Origin of the sequence: Paraburkholderia aspalathi, from assembly GCF_905220735.1 — a bacterium.
GTDB classification, from domain to species: Bacteria; Pseudomonadota; Gammaproteobacteria; order Burkholderiales; family Burkholderiaceae; genus Paraburkholderia; species Paraburkholderia aspalathi.
In genome coordinates this window covers 1224766-1244546 of record NZ_CAJNBA010000002.1, presented here as the reverse complement: position 1 = coordinate 1244546, position 19781 = coordinate 1224766, and the positions used below count along the sequence as shown (strand labels likewise).

14 protein-coding genes are annotated in these 19781 nt (G+C 62.0%); 8 read left to right on the top strand and 6 right to left on the bottom strand.

Going from position 1 to position 19781, the window contains the following annotated elements; all coding sequences use genetic code 11:
- The first annotated feature begins 3 nt into the window (after window positions 1–3).
- The 3 genes from KHO30_RS16365 to KHO30_RS16355 are packed head-to-tail and all read left to right on the top strand — an operon-like array spanning window position 4 to window position 3883.
- The gene (locus KHO30_RS16365; RefSeq protein WP_093633743.1) at window positions 4–1464 is read left to right on the top strand and encodes a glucose-6-phosphate isomerase; all 1461 of its coding nucleotides are present in this window, start codon (window positions 4–6) and stop codon (window positions 1462–1464) included.
- A complete protein-coding gene (locus KHO30_RS16360; protein WP_211701602.1) occupies window positions 1461–2720 on the top strand; it encodes a glycosyltransferase family 4 protein in 1260 nt (419 codons plus the stop codon). Before KHO30_RS16365 ends, KHO30_RS16360 begins: the two co-directional genes overlap by 4 nt.
- Complete coding sequence (locus tag KHO30_RS16355) at window positions 2717–3883, top strand: glycosyltransferase family 4 protein (RefSeq protein ID WP_054037586.1); 1167 nt, start codon at window positions 2717–2719, stop codon at window positions 3881–3883. The genes KHO30_RS16360 and KHO30_RS16355 overlap by 4 nt, the downstream gene beginning before the upstream one ends.
- A gap of 98 nt (window positions 3884–3981) precedes the next feature.
- Here the strand turns inward: KHO30_RS16355 and gmd are convergent, their stop codons facing one another.
- From gmd to KHO30_RS16340, 3 genes are read right to left on the bottom strand one after another with little or no spacing between them, the layout of a single operon-like run.
- On the bottom strand, window positions 3982–5025 hold the full coding sequence (gmd, locus tag KHO30_RS16350; RefSeq protein ID WP_093633741.1) for a GDP-mannose 4,6-dehydratase: 1044 nt from the start codon (window positions 5023–5025) through the stop codon (window positions 3982–3984).
- A gap of 55 nt (window positions 5026–5080) precedes the next feature.
- A complete protein-coding gene (locus tag KHO30_RS16345; protein WP_093633740.1) occupies window positions 5081–5812 on the bottom strand; it encodes an SGNH/GDSL hydrolase family protein in 732 nt (243 codons plus the stop codon).
- Complete coding sequence (locus KHO30_RS16340; protein WP_200619415.1) at window positions 5809–6897, bottom strand: acyltransferase family protein; 1089 nt, start codon at window positions 6895–6897, stop codon at window positions 5809–5811. The genes KHO30_RS16345 and KHO30_RS16340 overlap by 4 nt, the downstream gene beginning before the upstream one ends.
- Window positions 6898–7568: 671 nt before the next feature.
- Between KHO30_RS16340 and KHO30_RS16335 the strand changes: the two genes are divergently transcribed.
- From KHO30_RS16335 to KHO30_RS16325, 3 genes are all read left to right on the top strand, one after another.
- Complete coding sequence (locus tag KHO30_RS16335) at window positions 7569–9770, top strand: NHL repeat-containing protein (protein ID WP_211701601.1); 2202 nt, start codon at window positions 7569–7571, stop codon at window positions 9768–9770.
- 66 nt (window positions 9771–9836) lie between these two features.
- Window positions 9837–11303: a flippase gene (locus KHO30_RS16330; RefSeq protein ID WP_200651022.1), complete on the top strand. Its 1467-nt coding sequence runs from the start codon at window positions 9837–9839 to the stop codon at window positions 11301–11303.
- Window positions 11300–13747 carry a glycosyltransferase family 4 protein gene (locus KHO30_RS16325; RefSeq protein ID WP_211701600.1) on the top strand — a complete coding sequence of 816 codons (2448 nt, stop codon included), beginning with the start codon at window positions 11300–11302 and terminating at the stop codon, window positions 13745–13747. The genes KHO30_RS16330 and KHO30_RS16325 overlap by 4 nt, the downstream gene beginning before the upstream one ends.
- A 281-nt stretch (window positions 13748–14028) precedes the next feature.
- Here the strand turns inward: KHO30_RS16325 and KHO30_RS16320 are convergent, their stop codons facing one another.
- Window positions 14029–15240, bottom strand: coding sequence for an acyltransferase family protein (locus KHO30_RS16320; protein WP_211701599.1), 1212 nt, complete (start codon window positions 15238–15240; stop codon window positions 14029–14031).
- Between the two features lie 243 nt (window positions 15241–15483).
- Between KHO30_RS16320 and KHO30_RS16315 the strand changes: the two genes are divergently transcribed.
- Window positions 15484–15627 (top strand): hypothetical protein, encoded by a 144-nt coding sequence (locus tag KHO30_RS16315; RefSeq protein ID WP_167378338.1) that lies wholly within the window; start codon window positions 15484–15486, stop codon window positions 15625–15627.
- 307 nt (window positions 15628–15934) lie between these two features.
- The gene (gene galU, locus KHO30_RS16310) at window positions 15935–16852 is read left to right on the top strand and encodes a UTP--glucose-1-phosphate uridylyltransferase GalU (RefSeq protein ID WP_093634048.1); all 918 of its coding nucleotides are present in this window, start codon (window positions 15935–15937) and stop codon (window positions 16850–16852) included.
- Window positions 16853–17027: 175 nt separating this feature from the next.
- Here the strand turns inward: galU and KHO30_RS16305 are convergent, their stop codons facing one another.
- Window positions 17028–19202 carry a malate synthase G gene (locus KHO30_RS16305; RefSeq protein WP_200651019.1) on the bottom strand — a complete coding sequence of 725 codons (2175 nt, stop codon included), beginning with the start codon at window positions 19200–19202 and terminating at the stop codon, window positions 17028–17030.
- A 102-nt stretch (window positions 19203–19304) separates the two neighbouring features.
- The gene (locus KHO30_RS16300) at window positions 19305–19709 is read right to left on the bottom strand and encodes a heme-binding protein (RefSeq protein WP_093633733.1); all 405 of its coding nucleotides are present in this window, start codon (window positions 19707–19709) and stop codon (window positions 19305–19307) included.
- Window positions 19710–19781: the final 72 nt, after the last annotated feature.

Genomic DNA, 19781 nt, shown 5'->3' with positions numbered 1-19781 from the left:
ACGATGTCGACGATTGCGCGAGGCGGCGATAACGCGGAGCGGGTACTGTCCGGCGCTCGCAAGGAGTGGCTGCCGGAGGCCTTACTGTGGCTGATCACCGTGATGTTGATCATCGCGCATCAGGGCACGGTGCTCACGCTCGGCTTCCCGGTGCTCGCGATCCTGACGGGCCTGTGGCTCTACTTCAAGAGCCCGGCGCGCTACATCGGTTTCATGTGGTGGCTGTGGTTCCTGAGCCCGGAGGTGCGGCGACTTGCCGACTGGTCCAAAGGCTCGTTCACGCCGACCAGCCTGATCCAGGTCGCGCCGCTCGCGGTGACGATGATCAGTGCGCTCTCGCTGCTGCGTTACTACAAGCTGCTTTCGCAGCGGCGCGGCTTGCCGGTGCTGCTGGTTCTGATGGGGCTCGCCTACGCGTTCATGATCGGTGTGATGTCGAGCGGGCCGCTCGCCGCGACCTATGACCTCGCGAACTGGCTCTATCCGATCCTGATCGGCTTTCACATCATGGCGCACACGCGCCAGTACCCGAAGTATCGCGACACGATCGTGAGTACCTTCATCTGGGGCATGCTGGTGATGGGCGGCTACGGCCTGATCCAGTTCTTCATCATGCCGCCGTGGGACGCGCTGTGGATGCTCGGCTCGCAGATGAATTCGCAGGGCGATCCTGTGCCGATGGGCGTGCGCGTGTTCAGCACGATGAACTCGTCGGGACCGTTCGCATTCGCGATGATGGGCGCGATGGTCTACGTGATGGCGGCGACGCACCGCGTGCGCTGGGTTGCGGCGGCGCTGGGCTTCTTCGCTTTCGCGCTGAGCCTCGTGCGCTCGACGTGGGGCGGCTGGGTGATCGCGCTCCTGATCCAACTGGTCAAGGCGAACAACAAGGTGCGCGTGCGGATCGTGGCGAGTGCGGTGCTGCTTGCCGGTCTTTGCGTGCCGCTGCTTACGGTCGGCCCGGTGGCCGAGCGGATGCAGGCGCGCCTGAACACGCTCGTCAACCTGAGCGACGACCAGAGTTACGCCGCGCGTAACGAGTTCTACGCGACCTTCGCGAAGACGGCCTTTACCGACGTCTCCGGCGAAGGCATGGGCGCGACCGGTACCTCGACCAAGCTCTCGAACGACGGCGGCCAACTCGGCCAGTACGGCAACTTCGACAGCGGCGTGATGAACATTCCGTTCGTGCTGGGCTGGCCCGGCACCTTGCTCTACATGTCCGGCATCGTGTGGCTGGTGGTGCGCGCGGCGCTCGCGTCGTTCAAGCTGCGCAACGACAAATTCGTGTCCGCCTGCCTGAGTCTCAGTCTCGCGACTTTCGCGATGCTGGTGTTCACCAATTCGCTGGTCGGCACCGGCGGCCTGCTGCTTTTCATGAGTGTTTTTTCGATCCTATCCGCGGTGCACTACGAAAAGATGAACCGCAGACGCACGCTACTTTTCCACGGAGGCACTGATTGAGAGTCGCCATTGTCACGCACGTCGTGCGCCATAACGACGGCCAGGGGCGCGTCAACCACGAGATTGCGCGCGCCGCCCTCGAGGAAAACATCGGTGTGACGCTGGTTGCGTCGCACGTTGCGCCGGATTTGCTCGCGCATCCGAATGTACGCTGGGTGCCGATGAAGATCGGCCGCTGGTGGCCCACCAATCTGCTGCGCCAGCAGGTGTTCGCCTTCAAAAGCGCGATGTGGCTGCGCTCGCATCGCCGCGAATTCGACGTGCTGCACGTGAACGGCTTCATTACGTGGGCGCCTGCCGATGTCAACACCTCGCACTTCGTGCATAGCGGCTGGTTCGGCAGCAAGTACTACCCGTTCGGGCTCACGAAGGGCGTGTGGTCCGCGTATCAGTCGGTCTATACGCGCTGCAACGCACTGCTCGAACGCTGGGCTTACCGGCGCTCGAAGGTGATCACGGCGGTGTCGCAAAAGGTCGCCGATGAAATTCGCGCGATCGGCTTGACGCCTCATAACCGGGTCGACGTGATCTACAACGGCGTCGATACGCAAGGCTTCGCGGCCGCCACGGGCGACCGCGCGAAGTTCGGCTTGCCGGCGGACGCGTTCCTGCTGCTGTTCGTCGGCGACTTGCGCACGCCGCGCAAGAACCTCGGCACGGTGTTGCAGGCGCTCAAGCATCTGCCCGAACACGTGCAGATCGCAGTGGCCGGTTTTCTGCCGGGCAGCCCGTATCCGGAACAGGCGAAGGCGCTCGGCATTGCGCATCGCGTGCATTTTCTCGGGCTGGTCAAAGAAATGCCGGTGCTGATGCATTCGGTCGACGCGTTCGTGTTTCCGTCTCGCTATGAGGCGATGAGCCTGTCGCTGCTCGAAGCGATGGCCGCGGGTCTGCCGGTGGTCACGGCGCGCACGGCGGGCGGTGCGGAAATCATCACGCCGGAATGCGGCATCGTGCTCGACGACCCGGACGATCCCAAGGCATTGGCGGGCGCTGTCGCACGTCTTGCCGACAACGACGATGCGCGCCGCGCGATGGGCGTCGCCGCCAACGAACTTGCGACCGGCTTTGGCTGGGCGCGGATGGCCGAGCAATACATCGCGCTGTACCGGCAACTGGCGGGGCAGCAGAAGGACCGCCGACGCAGCGAAGCGGAAGCCGCAGTGGTCGCCAAGACCGACGCGCTGACGCTCAACACGCTGGCCGGGCAGACAATCCACCACAACGCTCAGAACGCTCAGGGACAACAACTATGACCTCAAGATCAATCAAATCGCTGCAGATCGGGATGCACTGGTTTCCGGAACGCGCGGGCGGTCTCGACCGCATGTATTACTCGCTGGTCGGCGCATTGCCGGGCGCGGGCGTCGCGGTGCGCGGCGTGGTGGCCGGCTCACCCAAAGTAGCCGCGGACACCGGTGGCGCGATCAACGGTTTCGGCTCCGCCGCGCAGTCGCTGCCGCTGCGCTTGATGGCGGCACGCCGCGCGCTGCGCCAGGAGATCAGCACTTCGCGTCCCGATGTGATTTCGTCGCACTTCGCGCTGTACACGTTTCCGGGTCTCGACGTGACGCGCGGCATTCCGCAGGTGTCGCATTTCCAGGGACCGTGGGCCGACGAGAGTCACGTCGAAGGCGCCGATTCGCTCGGCCAGCGCGCCAAGCGCTATCTGGAGCAATCGGTGTATGCGCGCTCGTCGCGGCTGATCGTGTTGTCGGAAGCGTTCGGCAAGATTCTGACTTCGCGCTATCGCATCGCGCCGGACCGCGTGCGCGTGGTGCCGGGCTGCGTGGATGTCGAGCAGTTCAATCTGCCGATCACGCCGGCCGAAGCGCGTCTGAAGCTGCAACTGCCGCAGGACCGGCCGATCGTGCTGGCCGTGCGGCGTCTGGTGCGCCGCATGGGTCTTGAGGATCTGATCGATGCGGTGAAGCTGCTCAAGCGCACTGAGCCCGATGTGCTGTTGCTGATCGCGGGCAAGGGGCGGCTCGAAGGCGAATTGCAGGCGCGTATCACCGAAGCGGGCCTCGAGGACAACGTGAAGCTGCTGGGCTTCGTGCCCGATCAGCATCTGGCCGCGTTGTACCGTGCGGCGAATATCAGCGTGGTGCCGACTGTGGCGCTCGAAGGGTTCGGGCTGATTACCGTTGAATCGCTGGCTTCCGGCACGCCCGTGCTGGTGACGCCGGTGGGCGGTTTGCCGGAAGCGGTGGCGGGTCTGTCGCCGAATCTGGTGTTGCCGGAAACGGGTGCGAAGGCGATTGCGGAAGGCCTGGCAGGCGCGTTGAACGGCTCACTGAAGTTGCCGGATGCCGATGCCTGCCGCCGCTATGCGCGCGAGAACTTCGATAATTCGGTGATCGCGAAGCGTGTGGCGTCGGTGTATAGCGAGGCGATCGCGGCGGGTGGCGTGCATTGAAGGTTTCATGACGCAATAGAAAAAAGGCCTGAATCATTGCGACCAGGCCTTTTTTCATGGAGTGACGGCCGCTCGCGCAGCCGTCACTCAGGACAGTATTAGAACGTCTCGTGATGCTCGTTGCGGCCCAAGTCCGCATGAACCATCATGTGGCACAGCTGTTCAAGCGTGGTTTCCGGCTTCCAGCCGAGCTTCTCGTGCGCCTTGTCCGCGCAGCCGATCAGCAGATCCACTTCCGCCGGGCGATAGAACTTCGGATTCACGCGCACCAGCGTCTTGCCGGTTGCCACGTCGATACCCGTCTCACGCTCTTCCTTGCCCGACCATTCAATCTGATAACCCGCTGCGGCGAACGCCATGCGCACGAAGTCGCGAACCGTCTCGGTGCGGCCGGTGGCGAGCACGAAGGTATCGGGTTCATCGGCTTGTAGCATGCGCCACATGCCTTCCACGTATTCGAGCGCGAAGCCCCAGTCGCGCTTGGCGCTCAGGTTGCCGAGTTCCAGCACGTCCTGTTTGCCGAGCTTGATCTTCGCGACGGTGTCCGTGATCTTGCGCGTGACGAATTCGCGGCCACGTAGCGGCGATTCGTGATTGAACAGAATCCCGCTGCTTGCAAACAGGTTGTATGACTCGCGATAGTTGATGGTCGACCAGTGCGCGAACAGCTTGGCCACACCATACGGGCTGCGCGGATAGAACGGCGTGTCCTCGCGTTGCGGCACTGCCTGCACGAGACCGAACATTTCCGAGGTCGACGCCTGGTAGTAACGGGTCTTCGGATTCAGAATGCGGATGCCTTCGAGCAGATTCAACGCGCCGATGCCGGTCACTTCGGCGGTCGTCACGGGCTGGTCGAACGAGACCCCCACGAAGCTCTGCGCGGCGAGGTTGTACAGCTCGTCGGCCTGCGCGCCTTCGAGCAGGCGCAGCGTCGAGCCCAGATCGGTCAGGTCGTGTTCGACCAGACGCAGATTCGGATGATCGAGCACGCCGAGCTCACGAATGCGCCAGAAGTTGACCGAACTCGTGCGCCGGTAGGTGCCGGTCACGTGGTAGCCCTTGTCGAGCAACAGTTTGGTCAGATAGGCGCCGTCCTGTCCGGAAACGCCGGTGATGATCGCTTTGCGTGGTTGGCTCATAGCTTGCCTTCGATATTGGTAAAAGAGAAAGAGAAGTGCACTTGAAAAAGGAGCTTCAAAGCGTGCCGTCCAGCAGTCGCCGCACTAGCGGATCGACGACCTGAAAATCCTGTTCCGCCTTGAGCCGGTACAAACCTGGCTTGGGATGCGCGCCGTCGGACATCAGCGTCTTCCAGTCCGGCAGATTGCTGACGTACGCGAACTGATCGACGAGCGGCACCTGCTGTTCGGCGGCCACCCGGCGCGTCATCGCGACCATCGCGGCGAGCCGCGCGTTCAGGTGGTTGTCGGGCATCGGGTTCGAGGTCTGTAGAACCGGCTCCTTGCCGAGCGCGCGGGCGGTTTTCACGAGCGTCGTTTCCGCTGCGTAAAACTGCTCGGGCGTCTGGTTCTGCATCACTTCATTAATGCCGTAGTTGATCAACACGATCTGCGCGGACGAAGCGGCGAGCCGTTCCTGCCACGGCAGGCCGGCGGTCGGGCCGGCGCGGCGGTTGCCGGTGCCGTCGCGCAACTGGCTCGCCATCGTGCCGCCCACGCCGTAATTCGTGACGCGCACCTTTTGACCGTACCTGGCTTGTAACTCGTCCTGCAGATACGACACGGCGTTTTGTGGCTGCGGTCCGCAGTGGCCCTCGCTGCACGTAATGCCGAGCGTGGTCGAATCGCCGTAGGCGTCCACCAGCACCTGCGATGCAGGTCCGCTGGCGTGCGCATCCAGTGTCAGCGAAACCAGCACTGACGCTGCGGCCGACACGCCCGCAGCGAGCCACGCGCGGCGCCTCATGCGCGGCTTTGCGGCGCTCGCGATGCGCCCCCCGACACGCTGCCGGCGGGTGCATGCGCTTTGCCTGCCGAGCCGAAAATCAAACGTTTTTCGAACGCGAACCACGTGATGCTGGCGTAGGCGAGGGTGATCGCGAGTGCCAGCGCCGCCGTCAGATAGCGGTTCAGATGCAGGGGCCACAGCGTGTACAGCACGCTCAGGTGAATCAGATAGATCGTGTAGCTGATCGTGCCGATATAGACCAGCACGGGGTTGCACAGCAGCCGCTTGACGATGCCCTTGCTTTGCAGGGCGATGACCACGACCGAAGTACAAAGCACCAATGAAACGCTGTAGAGCGCGGCATTCGATAGCGGCGTATTGGCCGCCCGGAACCGCGGATAGTGCAGATGCAGCCACGCCAGCACGGCGAGCGCGGCGAAAAAGCCGAGCACGGCGAGGCCCTTGAACGGCTCGAGTGCGTTGCGGTCGCGCCGTACGGCGACGGCGAGCAATGCGCCGGCGGCCAGCAGGTCCATGCGGAACGGCGTCAGGTAGTAGATCGGCCAGAACGAATCGAACCAGGGCGTGGCGACCGCGCGCAGCACCGGCACCAGCACGATCAACGCAGCCGCCACGTAGCCGAGCACGCGCTCGGGCAGCAACAGGATCACGAACGGCCAGAAAATATAGAACTGCTCTTCGACCGCCAGCGACCACAGCACATTCAGGCTGTCGTGACCGCTTTGATTGAGCGCGTCGCCAATATTGGTCGCGAAGAACGCATACCACTGCCAGTGCTGCGCCCAGCCGATGCCGAACAGAATCGACGACACCACCATCAGCAGCAGATAAGGCGGCAGGATGCGCCGCGCCCGGCGTGCATAGAAATAGCCGAAATACGACTGCTGGCGCGCCTTGCGCTCGAGCAGGATGCCGGTAATCAGGAAACCGCTCAAAACAAAAAACAGATCGACGCCCATCCACAGCGGCGCTTTCAAGGCGTGCTGGGCGAATACCGCGAGCACGGCGATGGCGCGCAAGCCGTCGAGCTGCAGGATGCGGCGAGAGTGAGAAGGCGCTAAGGGCAGTGCGCTAGCAGTCATGAACCGTCCATGGTGTGAAGCGGATGGGCCGGGCGAAGGATCGCGCGAGTCGTCTCAAGTCAGGAACAGGGCTTGAGGGCAAGAGCGCGCTCGCTTCGCATCGCAACGGAAGTGCATTCGATTCTAGGGAAAATAAATTGATGAAAAAACGGGAATGAAATGGATAAATGAATCAGATTGCAACAGGGTGTTTCGTTATCCATTCGCAATAGATTTTTATGCTTGTGTCTTGTGGCTGTCGTAATCCGTAAGAAGTGCAGCCGGAGTCAGGCGGCATCGGTAAGGATGGGGCGCCAAGGCGCCGCGGGACCCCGCCGTGCACGGCCATTTTCATTTAATCGATTTTTAAATCATTTTCTTTCACGACGCTTAAAGCGTCGAATATTTTTGAATTATTTTCGATTTTCGTCGCGGCATTCTTTCCGCGTAATGTGAGCCGTGTGGACGGGGGCCGGGGATGGCGCGTGCGTCACGCGCCGAGCGCTCGTATTCGACCGGGTTCGGGCTGCGGCGAATCTGCGCTCAACGCCCCTTCTTATACGTCGTGTCTTGCGGGAATCAGTCTCGTGTTCTTGCGTCGCTTCTAGCGGCCCCAGCTGTCATCTCATTGGATTTTGCATCCGCGCGGGCTTTTACCCCATCGCGGCACGGCCCTGATTGGAGGAATAACTTTGGCCCGTTTCACGTTCAAAACCTGGTTTGCTGTGTTTGCCTATGCGGCCGGAATGACGGCGGCATCGGTCAGCTTCACGGCATCCGCGGAAACCGTCTTGAACGCGAAAAATTCCTGGATCGGCAATACCTTCGGTTTCGGCGATGGCACGTGGACGCAGATCAACATCACCGCCATCGCGGTCGCGCCCGACGGCAAGATCTATACGAACGCGCCGTGGGACGAAAGCGGCGCCGAAGCGAGTGTCTACCAGAACGGCAAGATGCTCGGCTTCGCGGGCGGCACGCATGGTTGGGGCAACGCTGGCGGCAGCGCGATCGCGGTGAATCGGAAGTACGCCTTTGTGGCGATCCAGGTTGGCAACGAGAAAGGACGTCTGGTCGAGCAGGGCGTGTGGCCGGAGAAGGGTAAGCAATGGTTCGGCATTTCGCGCAGGCAGATCGCCGATCCGAAGCGCGCCGCGCCGTTCCAGCCGGCCGCGAAAAGCGCTGACCCGCATGCGCAACTGGCAGCGGGCTTTCTGATGATGAACGAAGTGCCGACCGGCACGAGTGCCGAAATCGGCGGTTTGGCAGCGAATGACACGACGCTTTACGCGGCGAACACCGCGCGCGATCGCATCGAAGTGTATGACGCGGAATCGATGCAGCAGAAAACAACCTGGACCGTGCACGAGCCGGGTCGTATCGCGCTGGCCCCCGACGGCACGCTCTGGGTGTTGACCGGCACGCGCAACGATAAGACGCCGCAGGTGGAGCACTACACCGCCGCGGGCAAGCGCATCGACGAAACGTTCACGTTGCCCGCCGATACGGTGGCGGTCGATATCGCTTTGGATGCACAAGGCCGCGTTCTGATCGCGGACAACGGCCCGCGCCAACAGGTGCTGTTTTTCAGCAAGAACAACGGCCGTTATGCGGAGTCGGGCTCGCTCGGTGAACGCGGCGGCATTTTCAGCGGCACACCCGGCAAGCCGGGGCCGCAGCGCTTCAATGGTTTGACCGGTGTGGGCGTGGATGCACGCGGCAACGTCTATGTGTCGACCAACGGCATCGGTCCGCGTTACGACCCGATCGGCGCGGGCCTCGGCGCCACGCTCGAGAGTTACGCGCCGGACGGCAAACGGAACTGGCAGGTGCAAGGATTGTTATTCGTCGACGGCGCGTGGATCGATCCGTCGCGTCCGGACAGCGTCTATACGGGCAACAAGCGCTTCGAACTCGATCTCTCGAAGCCTGCGGGGCAGGACTGGAAATACGCGGGCTTTCTGTCGAACCGCTTCAAGTATCCCGACGACCCGGTCTTTCACACCGACCAATATCCCGGCTTGCCGATCGCTCGCAAGCTCAAGGGCCGCACGTTCCTGTACTTAACCGACATGTACGCGGATCACCTGAAGATCTATCGCTTCGACCCGCAGCACGACGGCGAAACAGCGATTCCTTCGGGCTTCATCGCCGGGCGTGAGCGCGCGGTCGCCAAGGTGCCGAATGCGCCGCCGGGCGGCGACTGGATCTGGCGCGATGTGAACGGCGACGGCAAGTTCAACACGGACGAATTCACGCTCAACACAAGCGGCACGAAGCTCGCGGGCGGCTGGGGCTGGTGGGTCGACAGCGCCGGCGACATCTGGCGCACCCGCGATAACAAGGGCATTTATCGCTTCCGTTTCGGTGGACTCGATGGGAAGGGCAACCCCATCTACTCGTATTCGAACCTGACGCAGTACCCGGTGCCGCAGCCGTTCACCGAACTGCATCGCGCGATCTATGAGCCCGAGACCGACACGATGTACGTGACCGGCTATACGCCCGATACGCCGGTGGATCGCGGCTTCTGGAAGGAAGTGGGCCGCGTGCTGGTGCGCTACGACAAATGGTCGAGCGGCAATCCGGTGCAGCGCTATTCGATCACGCTGCCGTGGACCACGCAGACCAAACCCATCGCCACGATCATCGGCCTCACCGTTGAAGGGCAATACATCTTCGGTGTGGAGCCGGTCGGTGCGGTGCACGTGTGGGACAAGGATAGCGGCAAGGAGATCGGCGTGATCCGTCCGGGCCCGGAAGTGGGCAGCGCGTCGGGTTGGGTGGATGTGCCCAACGGCATCAGCGCCGCGAAGCGCAGCAATGGCGAGTACCTCGTGTTCGTCGAAGAAGACGCCCGCGGCAAAGTAATGATGTATCGCTGGAAACCATGACACGACGTATGGCATGACCGCTTTCTTCGCAATACCAGGCAAATGTAGTCAAACCCAAGGCATCCGATGGACAAAGGCATTCTCAAGAACGTAGCGATCAACTTCTTCGGGCTGGTGCTGCCGACTTTCGTCTCGCTCGTGACCGTGCCGTCGTATATCAAGCTGCTCGGTGTCGAGCGCTACGGCGTGATCAGTCTCGTGTGGACCCTGATCGGCTACTTCGGGATTCTCGATCTCGGCATGAGCATGGCCGCGCAGAACCACATCTCGAAGGCGCGCGCCTCGGGCGACAAGGGCGAAAGCGCGCGCGTGTTCTGGAGCGCGACGTGGCTCAATCTCGCGACCGGTGTGATCGGCGGCCTGATCATCTATTTCGGCGCGTTTCTGTACACCGCGTACTTCACCAAGGTGTCGCCCGAGTTGCAGCATGAGGTCTATATGGCGCTGCCGTGGCTCGCGGTGGCGATTCCGATTGCCAACGTGTCGTGGGTGTTCGCCGGGGCGATCAACGGCGCGGAACGCTTTGGTGTCTACAACACCAATCAGACGATCGGCACCTTCCTGTTTCAGCTGCTGCCGCTCGGCGCCGCGCTGTGGCTGGGGGCGACCTTGCAGAACGTGCTCGCCGCCGCGGTGTTCGCGCGGATTCTCGCGGCGATTCTGCTGGGCCGCTCCGCGCTGAAAGTGCTGGACATCCGCAGCATTCTGCCGCCGCAACTCGGCGTGGCGAAGGGACTCTTCAACTTCGGCGGCTGGATGCTGATTGCGAGCGTCACCAACATGATCGCCGAATCGCTCGACCGCGTGATGCTCGGCACGAGCCTCGGTGCACGCTTCGTGACGTACTACACGGTGCCGCAGAATCTCGTGACGCGTCTGAATATCGTGCCGACCGCGCTGGTGCGCACGCTGTTTCCGCGCCTGTCGGCCGTGGGCCGCGCGGATGCGGACACCATTACCCAGCAGTCGCTCGAATTCCTGAATGGCGTGTTCACGCCGGTCGCCCTGGTCGCGATGCTGGTACTCGAGCCGTTTCTGCATCTGTGGGTCGGCAATGAGATCGCCACCGTGGCAGCGCCAGTGGGCCGGATCATGATCGTCGCCGTGTGGCTCGTCGGCCAGGCGAACGTGACGCGGATTCTGATCCAGTCGCAGGTCAACCCGGCCACCGCCGCGCGCGTCGGCCTCTTTGAATTGCCCCTGTTTGCAGGGGCATTGTGGCTCGGCATTACCCATTTCGGCTTGACGGGCGCGGCGATGGCCGTAGCCGGCCGGGCGCTCTTCGATTACGTCGTGCTGCTGCGCCTGTCGGCGATTCGCGCCCGCCAGATCGCGCTCGACATGCTCGCCCACCTCGCCTTTCTGCTGGCCAGCCTGTGGCTTGCCAGCTTCCTGCCGAGTCTCGCCCTGGCGATCGTCGCCGGCCTGTTGATGGTTGGCGCGAACGTCGCCTGGTCGATCACGATGACACCCGCTTTGCGCGATCTTGCGCGTTCACTGCTGTTGCGACTGAATCCGAGGAAAAGCGCATGAACCACGAAGTCCTTGAAGAAGCCGTGCTGCAACCCGCGACGCGCAGCGCACTGGCTGAACTCACCACCGTTCCCGGTGCTCAGGCGCCGTCGCGCCGCTCGGCGTTGCGTAGCGACAAGACGGTGCGTGTCGCGATCGTGCACGACTGGCTCGTTACCTATGCGGGCGCCGAGAAGGTGCTCGAGCAGATCGTTGCGTGCTTTCCGGACGCGGACCTGTTCAGCCTCGTCGATTTTCTCGACGATCGCAGCTTCCTGCGCGGCAAGCCGGTCACGACCTCATTTATCCAGAAACTGCCGCTTGCACGGACCAAATACCGCACGTATCTGCCATTGATGCCGCTCGCAATCGAGCAGCTCGACGTGTCGGCCTACGACGTGGTGATTTCCAGCAGTCACGCGGTGGCGAAGGGCGTTCTGACCGGCCCCGATCAGGTGCATATCAGCTACGTGCATTCGCCGATTCGCTACGCATGGGATCTGCAGCATCAGTACCTGCAGCAGTCGAAGCTGACTGCCGGGCCGAAGTCCGCGATGGCGCGGCTGATTCTGCACTACATCCGCAACTGGGATATCCGCACGTCGAATTCGGTGGATGGCTTTGTTGCGAACTCCGATTTCATCGCGCGACGGATCAGGAAGGTTTATCAACGCGAAGCGCAGGTGATCTTTCCGCCCGTCGATGTCGAAGCGTTTGCGCTGTGCACCGACAAGGATGATTTCTATCTGACCGCCTCGCGGATGGTGCCGTACAAGAAGATCGATCTGATCGTCGAAGCGTTCGCGCAGATGCCGGAGCGCAAGCTCGTGGTGATCGGCGACGGCCCCGATATGCAGAAGATCCGCGCGAAGGCAGCGCCGAATGTCGAGATCATGGGCTACCAGCCGTTCAAGGTGCTCAAGGAAAAGATGAGCCGCGCGAAGGCGTTCGTGTTCGCCGCGGAAGAAGACTTCGGCATTTCGGTGGTCGAAGCGCAGGCGTGCGGCACGCCGGTGATCGCCTACGGCAAGGGTGGGGCGCTTGAAACCGTGCGCGATCTGTCCGAGTCGAAACCCACGGGCATGTTCTTCGACGAGCAGAACGTCGAGTCGATCATTGCGGCGGTCGAGCGTTTCGACGGCCACGTGAAGCGTTTTTCGCCGGCGGATTGCCGCGCGAATGCCGAGCAGTTCTCGGCCGCGAATTTCCGCGAACGTTTCTTCGCCCACGTGCGGGCTTCGGTGCCGGCATTGCGCTCGGCGACGTTGCCGACGTACGTCCCTTATAAAGCAGAGCCGGGCGCCACCGCGCCGCGCATTCTCGCGGTCGATCAGAGTGGCGTGCTCGGCGGCGCCGAGTTATCGCTGCTGGAAATCGTTAAAGCCTTGCGCTCGCGCATCGAAGTCGTGCTGTTTGACGACGGTCCGTTCCGCACCGCTCTGGCCAAGGCCGGCGTGACGGTCAACGTGCTGGAAGCCGGCGCATTGCGCAACGTTCGCAAGCAGGGCGGCTCGTTGCCGAAGGGGCAGGCACTCAAGGGCCTGACGTCGCTCGTGCGCGCCACCGCGAAACGCGCGCGCGACGCCGAGGTGATCTACGCGAACACCCAGCGCGCGATGGTGATCGGCGCGATTGCCGGCAAGCTGGCCAGACGGCCGGTGGTCTGGCACCTGCGCGATATCGTGAGTTCCGAGCATTTCGGCGGCAAGCAACTGGCGATCATCAAGTGGTGCGCGCGCCTCGGCCTCACGCACGTGATCGCCAATTCGGCGGCTTCCGCTCACGCCTTCGCTGAACTCACGCACTTTGACAAAAAGCGTATCGACGTGGTGTTCAACGGTATTTCCGCGACGCCGTTCGACGCGTTGCGCACGGTCCCGCAAGCGACGCTGCGCCAGCGTCTGAACCTGCCGCAGGATGCGTTTCTGGTCGGTTCGTTCAGCCGCCTCGCGCGCTGGAAGGGCCAACACGTGCTGCTTGAAGCGATGGTCCTCAATCCGCAGATGCATGCCGTGCTGGTGGGTGCGCCGCTGTTCGGCGAGGACGCGTACGAGATCGAGCTGCATGCGTTCGTCGCCGCGCACAACCTGGGTGGCCGGGTGCATTTCCTCGGCTTCCAGCACGACATTCCGGCCTGCATGTGCGCGGTCGATGCCGTGGTCCATACGTCGATCACGCCGGAGCCGTTCGGTCGCGTGATCGTCGAGGGGATGCTGGCGCAGCGGCCAGTAGTGGCGGCACGCGCAGGCGGCGTGCTGGAGATCATCGACGATTACGAGAATGGCGTGCTATGCACCCCCGGCGACGCGCATGGCCTCGCCGACACGCTCGCCGAGCTGCGCTCGAACGACGACCTGCGCAACAAGCTGGTCAGAAACGGCTATCAGACGGCGCTGAGCCGGTTCGGGACGGCAACGTATGTGGAAGGTGTCGAACGGATTCTGAAGCGCGTGGCGGGGCGTTGAGGGGCTTGTGCGGGCGCTTCTTGAGCAGATGAACGTGCGAAGTGATTTAACGCGGGGGTAGGCAGGGACTCGGCCAGTCTTTGTCGTTAGCGCAGCGGAGCGAAAGTCCTGAGGACTTCCGCTCCGTTTTTTTCGCGCGACACACAGGCTATGCAACCGACCGGCTATGCAACCGGGTTATACAACGTGGTCCCGGCGGCACGGCTTCTTCACATTGTCGAAGGAGAAACCTGTTTCTGAACTGAACAGTGTGTTTCTCCGACCTTTCTCTTACATCGCTCTCAGGCTGGCTTCACTACGTTCTTCGGTTTGAAACTCGCGGACCACTTCATCGCCGGCAGTTCGACCAGCCGGTAGAACACGTAGGCCACCGGCACGGCCACCAGCATGTAGCCGAACGACGGCCAGATCGACATCTGCAGCGACGAACGGAACAGGATCGACGACAGCAGCACGAAGATGGGCAGATGGATCAGATACAGCGAGAAGCTGAAATCGCCGAACCGTGACAGGAGGCGCACGCCTGGGGTATCGGCCTTATCAGCATTAGGGCGCTCCAGCGCCTTGTACAGGTAGAAGGCAAAGCCGACCGCCCACAGTTGGAATGCCCCGTACTGGCCGAAATGAAACGCCGCGCAGCCGAGCGCGATGAACGCCGCGGCGAGCACGTAGAGCCAGACCGACGAACGCGCCTCCGGCGTGCTACGGGCCTTCGCGTCGGCGATCCACGCGCCGAGCGTCCACGAAAACCAGTAGGACGTGAAGAACTGCAAATCGTGGCGCTCGAGCGCATAGGCGGACACCACATTGATCACCGCGACGATCGCCAGCACGGAAGTCATGCCCAGGCGCCGGCGCAGCGCGAACAGCAGCGGATAGATCGCGTAGAACTGTACTTCGAGCGATAGCGTCCAGAGCGCGCCGTTCGACCCAAACGTCTTGCCGGCCACCCCTTGCAGCGAAAACAGGTTGACGAGGAAGGCCTGCAGACCGATCTCGCGGATCTTGTGGTTGACCGGCGGTAACTGCAGGCTGACCCAGTCGAGTGCAAAGGTCAGCACGAGCGCTGCAAGCAATACCGGATAAATACGCGCGAAACGGCGGATCCAGAAATTGCCGGTGTCGAGCCGGTAGTCGGGATTTTTTGCCAGACGTAGCGCGCCGCCGCGATGAATGCAGTAACCGCTGATCACGAAGAAAATCGGCACGCCGGCCGAGCCCCACGTAATCGGGAAGGTCAGGTAGGCGGCGATCGTACTCAGACTGAAAGAATGGCCGACGCTTTGGTGAAAGGTTTGCATGCCCACCCATTCGACCTGGCGGCAATGAAAATAGGCGACCAGAAGCGCGGCGAAGCCCCGCATGGCGTCGATTACATATTCCTTGCCGGCGCTCTCGGCGCGCGCTTCGCTCTGCGCGCGCGGCGCGGCGGCCTTTCGTGACGGGGAAAGGGGCAGGGATGAGCCGGCGGCATCCAGTGCTGAGTCGCTCATACGCGGTCCTTAATCTGAGGAAGAAAAAAGCTTATTCCGCGGGCACGCCGTGCGCGCCCGCGGTGCATCACATGCTAGTGCACAGCGGAGGTAAAAAAACGATAAAAAATTGCGTGGCAAATCGAATTAAATGGCGATTTTGTGACGAAGTGTAATTCCGCATAAGTACTTGCTACATCGAATTATTTACCGCTTTTGTTGTGCTAATTTAAAGCACGGATTCTCTTGACCAGAGGTGAAGTCATGAACCTGCATTTACTCGCCGGCATTGCCGTGCTGCTGATCCTTGTCGCCGCCTCCGCCTACCGCGAGGCGCTGCGCAACGAGCCGATCCGCCGTTTTCGGATGAACCCGGGCAAGCTGCCCCAGATCGACGAGAACGAATGAGCGGTGCGCGGGGGGCGCTTTCGTGCATCCACGATGCGCCCCCGGACGAGCTTGAGATGGCCCGTGATCCGCTTCGCCGGATACGTAAAATTTTCGGAATTTCAGAAAATAATTCGACACCGATACGTAATTGTTTCCTGATGCATGCCACGATCCGGAATATCGAAAGCCAATCGATTTATTTATTTGGATCGAGAAAAATTAACGCACGAAATGGATTAATTTTTTTGTTAGTCTTTTCTGCGACATCGAGTGGCCGCGAGGCCCGCGAACACACTAATTTCTAACCGATGTGGGAATGCCTACCATGCTGAAAGTCACCAAAGCCGTGTTTCCCGTAGCGGGCCTCGGGACACGCTTTTTGCCGGCTACCAAAGCAAGCCCCAAGGAAATGCTGCCGATCGTCGACAAGCCGCTGATTCAATACGCGGTTGAAGAGGCGATTGCCGCCGGCATCACCGAGATGATCTTCGTGACGGGCCGCAGCAAGCGCGCTATCGAAGATCACTTCGACAAGTCCTACGAGATCGAAGCCGAACTCGAGGCACGCAACAAGCAGAAGCTGCTCGACCTCGTGCGCAGCATCAAGCCAGCTAACGTCGACTGCTTCTATGTGCGTCAGGCCGAAGCCCTCGGTCTGGGCCACGCGGTGCTGTGCGCCGAGAAACTGGTGGGCGACAGCCCGTTCGCCGTGATTCTGGCGGACGACTTGCTGCACAGTTCGAAGCCGGTGATGAGCCAGCTTGTCGACACCTTCAACCACTATCACAGCTCGGTGATCGGCGTCGAAACCATAGCACGCGAAGACAGCCGTTCGTACGGCGTCGTGGATGGCCGCGAGTGGGAAGACAATGTGATCAAGCTGTCGGGCATCGTCGAAAAGCCGGCGCCGGACAAGGCGCCGTCGAACCTCGGCGTGGTGGGCCGCTATGTGCTGATGCCGACCATCTTCAAGCATATCCGCGCGCTCAAGCCGGGCGCGGGCGGTGAGCTGCAATTGACCGACGCGGTGCAATCGCTGCTGACCGAAGAGCAGGTGCTTGCGTACCGCTACTTCGGCACACGCTTCGATTGCGGCAGCAAGCTGGGCTATCTGAAGGCGACCGTGGAATTCGCGCTGCGCCATCCGGAAGTGAAGGCGGAATTCGAAGCGTATTTGCAAACCTATATGCAGGCGAATATGTCGGCCGGCGTGCCGGCGCAGTACACGGCTGAAGCAGCTTAAGGTGTAGGAAACTCGGTGTAGGAAACTCTTCACGCAGAAGCAACGCGCAGCACTATCGCGCAAATTAAAACGGGCGCCGCATGATGCGGCGCCCGTCTTTCTATCTGGGCTGCTTATCTGGCCGGCTTATCTGGCCGGATTTGCGGCTGGTACCCAGGTCATGCGCAAAAGGCCTTTACTGCGCCTTCTTCACTTCCAGCCGGAACTTGTGCAGCAACGGTTCCGTGTAACCGCTCGGCTGTTCACGTCCTTCGAACACCAGCGCCTGCGCAGCCTTGAACGCCAGCGTGTCGAAGCCCGGCGCCATCGGCTGGTAGTGCGGATCGCCCGCGTTCTGCTCGTCGACCACCTTCGCCATGCGCTTGAAGGTCTCTTCGACCAGCTCGCGCGTGACCACGCCGTGATGCAGCCAGTTCGCAATGTGCTGGCTGGAGATACGCAGCGTGGCACGGTCTTCCATCAGACCGACGTTGTGAATGTCCGGCACCTTCGAGCAGCCCACACCCTGATCGACCCAGCGCACCACGTAGCCGAGAATGCCCTGAGCGTTGTTCTCAACTTCGCTGCGGATCTCATCCGCATTCCACTTCGCTTCGGCAACGACTGGAATCGTCAGCAGGCCGTCGAGCAGTTCGTCGCGAACCTTCGAGTAGTCGGTGCGTTCGAGCTCCTGCTGAACCGCCTGTACGTCGACCTGGTGATAGTGCAGCGCATGCAGCGTCGCGGCGGTCGGGGAGGGCACCCATGCGGTGTTCGCACCGGCCTTCGGATGCGCGATCTTCTGTTCGAGCATGGCGTGCATCAGGTCCGGCATCGCCCACATGCCCTTGCCGATCTGCGAGCGGCCACGCAGGCCCGCGCTCAAACCGACCAGCACGTTGCTGCGCTCGTACGCGGCAATCCATGCGCTCGACTTCATGTCGCCCTTGCGCATCATCGGGCCGGCTTCCATCGCCGTATGCATTTCGTCGCCGGTGCGGTCGAGGAAACCCGTGTTGATGAACGCGACACGTTCGGACGCTTCGCCGATACAGGCGAGCAGGTTGACGCTCGTGCGGCGCTCCTCGTCCATGATGCCCATCTTGATCGTGTTGCGCGGCAGCTTCAGCAGGTCTTCGACGCGCGCGAACAGTTCGCTCGCGAACGCGACTTCGGCCGGGCCGTGCATTTTCGGCTTCACGATATAGATCGAACCGGTGCGCGAATTCAGCTGGTGCTTGCGGTCGTGCAGCGCGCACAACGTGGTGATGACGCCATCGAGAATGCCTTCCGGAATTTCCTTGCCGTCTTTCGTCAGCACGGCCGGATTCGTCATCAAATGGCCGACATTGCGGATGAACAGCAGCGAGCGGCCATGCAGCACGACCGGCGCTGTGCCGTTCGCGGCGGTGTACACGCGATCGGCGTTCAGACTGCGCGTGAAGGTCTTGCCGCCCTTCGTGACTTCTTCCGTCAGGGTGCCGTTCATCAGGCCGAGCCAGTTGCGATAGAGCTGGACCTTGTCGTCCGCATCCACGGCTGCAACGGAGTCTTCGCAGTCGATGATCGTGCTCACCGCGGCTTCGACCAGCACATCCTTCACGTGCGCCGAATCGGTCTTGCCGATCGAATCGTTCGCGTCGATCTGGATTTCGAAGTGCAGGCCGTTGTGCTTCAGCAGCACGGCGGACGGTGCGCTCGCGTCGCCCTGATAGCCGATGAACTGCGCCGGCGTTTTCAGTTCGGTCTTGCCGCTCTTCAGCGTGACGACGAGCTTGCCGCCTTCGACGCTATACAGCGTGGCGTCGACGTGCGAGCCGTTCGCGAGCGGGGCGGCCTGGTCGAGAAACTTGCGGGCATAAGCGATCACCGCGGCGCCGCGCACCGGGTTAAAGGCCTTTTGCTTTTCGGCGCCGTTGGTCTCGGGGATCGCATCGGTGCCGTACAGCGCGTCGTACAGGCTGCCCCAGCGGGCGTTGGCCGCGTTCAGCGCATAGCGCTGATTCGACAGCGGCACGACGAGCTGCGGGCCGGCCTGTTCGGCGATTTCGGTGTCCACTTGGTCGGTCGTGGCTTTGACGCTCGCCGGCGACGGCACGATGTAGCCGATGCCTTCGAGGAAGGCACGGTACGCGCGCAGATCGCGCACCGGACCCGGATTGGCGCGATGCCATGTATCGAGTTCGGTTTGCAGGCGGTCGCGCTCGGCCAGCAGCGCACGGTTTTTCGGCGCCAGCTCATGCACGAGTGCGTCGAAACCTGACCAGAATGCGGCGCTGTCGATTCCGGTGCCGGGCAGGGCTTCGGTTTCGACGAACTGGTCGAGGTTGGCGGCGACTTGCAGTCCACCGCGCGTGTTCATCTGAGTCATCGACTGCTCCATCCTTGAATGGGACCGATGAGGGGGCATCGGTCCGTGTTGTGTTTCGTTTTTATTGCCGCCGCTTTGAACGGATTCCGAATGGCTCCGGACTTAAGCGGCGATTGCCTGAATACCGGCCTTGGCGATCTGCGCGTCCTGATCCGACTTGACGCCCGACACGCCGACCGCGCCGACCACCTGGCCCTCGACGATCACCGGCACGCCGCCTTCCAGCGTGCCTTGCAGCGGCGCGCTCAGGAATGCCGTGCGGCCGTTGTTGATCATGTCTTCGTATACCTTGGTTTCGCGGCGGCCGATCGCCGAAGTGCGGGCTTTTTCCGTCGCGATGTACGAACTGGCCGGCGCGCTGCCGTCCAGACGCAGCATGCCGAGTTGATGGCCGCCGTCGTCGACCACCACGATGGCCACGGCCCACTGGTTCTTCTCGGCCTCCGCGCGGGCGGCTTCGAGAATTCGGGTCGTTTCGGCAACGGTCAACACGGGTTTGCTCAGCATAATGAATTTCCTGTTTCGTTTATGGTAGGGATGCTTCTACAAGTTCAATCCTGTAACGCACCGGAGTGTGCC

Coding starts and splice junctions, on each gene's coding strand:
- KHO30_RS16320 (WP_211701599.1), bottom strand. CDS start 15,240: ATGAGCGACTCAGCACTGGATGCCGCCGGCTCATCCCTGCCCCTTTCC.
- KHO30_RS16365 (WP_093633743.1), top strand. CDS start 4: ATGTCGACGATTGCGCGAGGCGGCGATAACGCGGAGCGGGTACTGTCC.
- KHO30_RS16300 (WP_093633733.1), bottom strand. CDS start 19,709: ATGCTGAGCAAACCCGTGTTGACCGTTGCCGAAACGACCCGAATTCTC.
- gmd (WP_093633741.1), bottom strand. CDS start 5,025: ATGAGCCAACCACGCAAAGCGATCATCACCGGCGTTTCCGGACAGGAC.
- KHO30_RS16325 (WP_211701600.1), top strand. CDS start 11,300: ATGAACCACGAAGTCCTTGAAGAAGCCGTGCTGCAACCCGCGACGCGC.
- KHO30_RS16355 (WP_054037586.1), top strand. CDS start 2,717: ATGACCTCAAGATCAATCAAATCGCTGCAGATCGGGATGCACTGGTTT.
- galU (WP_093634048.1), top strand. CDS start 15,935: ATGCTGAAAGTCACCAAAGCCGTGTTTCCCGTAGCGGGCCTCGGGACA.
- KHO30_RS16315 (WP_167378338.1), top strand. CDS start 15,484: ATGAACCTGCATTTACTCGCCGGCATTGCCGTGCTGCTGATCCTTGTC.
- KHO30_RS16345 (WP_093633740.1), bottom strand. CDS start 5,812: ATGAGGCGCCGCGCGTGGCTCGCTGCGGGCGTGTCGGCCGCAGCGTCA.
- KHO30_RS16330 (WP_200651022.1), top strand. CDS start 9,837: ATGGACAAAGGCATTCTCAAGAACGTAGCGATCAACTTCTTCGGGCTG.
- KHO30_RS16340 (WP_200619415.1), bottom strand. CDS start 6,897: ATGACTGCTAGCGCACTGCCCTTAGCGCCTTCTCACTCTCGCCGCATC.
- KHO30_RS16305 (WP_200651019.1), bottom strand. CDS start 19,202: ATGACTCAGATGAACACGCGCGGTGGACTGCAAGTCGCCGCCAACCTC.